The organism is Clostridium sp. (assembly GCF_051654825.1).
In the GTDB taxonomy this organism is placed as follows: Bacteria; Bacillota; Clostridia; order Clostridiales; family Clostridiaceae; genus Clostridium.
Genome location: NZ_JBOFYU010000297.1, coordinates 1 through 1,996, shown reverse-complemented (window position 1 = coordinate 1,996; position 1,996 = coordinate 1). Strand labels below are relative to the sequence as shown.

The window sequence follows — 1,996 nt, the reverse complement described above, 5'->3', positions numbered from 1 at the left end:
GAATCTTTCATAAGAATAGAGTTTGCTTTTATTATAGCTGCATTATCTATTATATATTTAATTGCATATTCATTAATTTAGGATAACTCGTTTAGTCTGGCATCACAGTTTGCAGCGGTTTTTGCTGCAATCTGTGATGCCAGACTGACCCCAGAGCTTTTGACCCCAAGATACAAGTAAAGATAGCTGATGAAGGAGCGCTCCTTTGCTCCTTCTTCAACTATCCTCCACTACTATTCTTTAATTAACTTCGCTTATATAATTTATAGGACCTTATCTTTACTTAGACAAAGGGTTGGATGGTGGGGGAGCAGAGAGCGCGGTGGGACAGTAAGCTAAGTGCTGCAACGAAATAAATATTAAGCACATAAATAAAGCTACAGATTATCTCATATCATAATCAAAAAATCCTCTATCATATGAGATAATCTGTAGCCACACCTTGTATGCCTTATTTTTTATGAAGTGAAAGCACTTAACTTACCGGGGCTGATAACCGAAGGTTAACTACCCACACAAAATCATTGTATTGTACCTACACCAATGCGAAAGCATCCGTAAATAACAATACTAACTTCAATCACTTATTTAACTACTGTTGCTGCATTATGATCCTATGAGTTTTATCTATATGCTCAATCATATCCTCCACACTGGAATCACTTACCTTACACTTATATACAACACTTTCTTTGTGCCCAGATAGACTATCTTCATCCCTTCTTCTTAAAAGCAGAAAAACAATATAAAATAACTCCTGAAAACAAAATATTAATAAAAAAACAACTTACTGCAAAAAAAATAATCTCCCCCCATATTTACCCCTAACAAAATCTATAATTTATAATTCCTTACTATCAATCAAACAATTCTCACTGACATCTCCACCACTACCAACGTAAATACAACACATAATATCATGATCTATCTATATAATTAGATCACTCATTATTGTTCATTTATTAATTTATGAATCAACCCCACAGAACACTCAAACCTAGTAGCTATCTCTTTTATAGTATGTCCACCTTCTCTAAGGCTCTTGATCTCTTCAACCTGAGCATCACTAAACCTTGATTTTCTACCAGCACCCCTAGCATTATGCTTATCTACATCCCCTTGTAGCCTCTTATTGCTCTTCTCTAGCCCAGCTATAATATCATTTAAGCGAGCTATTTCCTTCTTTAACTGCGCTACTTCATCAACTAAATCATCATTATCCGTTGGACCTAAAATAATGTAATAATAATAGTCCTTAGAATATAAATCACTAGCCACTGATTTAAAACCCTCTATAAGTCTTTCAAATCTCTTAGTTCCTAAATTTACAAACCTATCAGTAGCATTATTAAAAGCACTTAAAACAACCTTATTTTCTTTCTGCTCTACAATTATACTAATATCTTTATTAAATATATAAGACTCTCTACAAGTCTGTATATCAGTATGTTTTAATAAAATTTCATCAAATACTTTCATCCCATCACCCGTTCACTAATTAATTTATGAATGCATTATAACATATTTAGATTCATTTTTCAATAATTAATTAATGAAAAGGAAAACTCTAGTCTGTTCATAAATTTTCATTAATTAAAATCAGAAAAAATATTCATCAACTATATTTTAGGACATTGCACCTAAGCCTAACTACAATTAAGTTAAATCAAATAAAATAACCAAGGAGGTAATGATATGGAACCTGTAGCATATGCAGATAGTGTTGTACAAACAAAGAATCCTTCATCATTAAGAATCAAATTAGACTGTGGTCTAGGAGAAAATGGTAAGACAATAACTAGAACTAGAACATACTCAAGCGTAAAACCAACTGCAGCTGCTGTTGATGTTTTTAACGTAGCAGATGCACTAATTTCGCTTCAACAACACAGAATGTTAGACATAGCAAAACAAGACAGTACAAGCTTATCAGAATAATAAAATATAAAAATAGGAGGAACTCTAAATGGGTGTAGAAGTTAAGTTATTAATGACA

2 protein-coding genes are annotated in these 1,996 nt (G+C 32.4%); one reads left to right on the top strand and one right to left on the bottom strand.

From position 1 onward, the window contains the following. Positions 1 to 948: 948 nt before the first annotated feature. Complete coding sequence (locus ACRDBA_RS18135; protein WP_438574338.1) at positions 949 to 1,479, bottom strand: helix-turn-helix domain-containing protein; 531 nt, start codon at positions 1,477 to 1,479, stop codon at positions 949 to 951. Positions 1,480 to 1,695: 216 nt separating this feature from the next. Between ACRDBA_RS18135 and ACRDBA_RS18130 the strand changes: the two genes are divergently transcribed. After that, positions 1,696 to 1,938 (top strand): DUF1659 domain-containing protein, encoded by a 243-nt coding sequence (locus ACRDBA_RS18130; RefSeq protein WP_438574337.1) that lies wholly within the window; start codon positions 1,696 to 1,698, stop codon positions 1,936 to 1,938. The last annotated feature ends 58 nt before the right edge of the window (positions 1,939 to 1,996 follow it).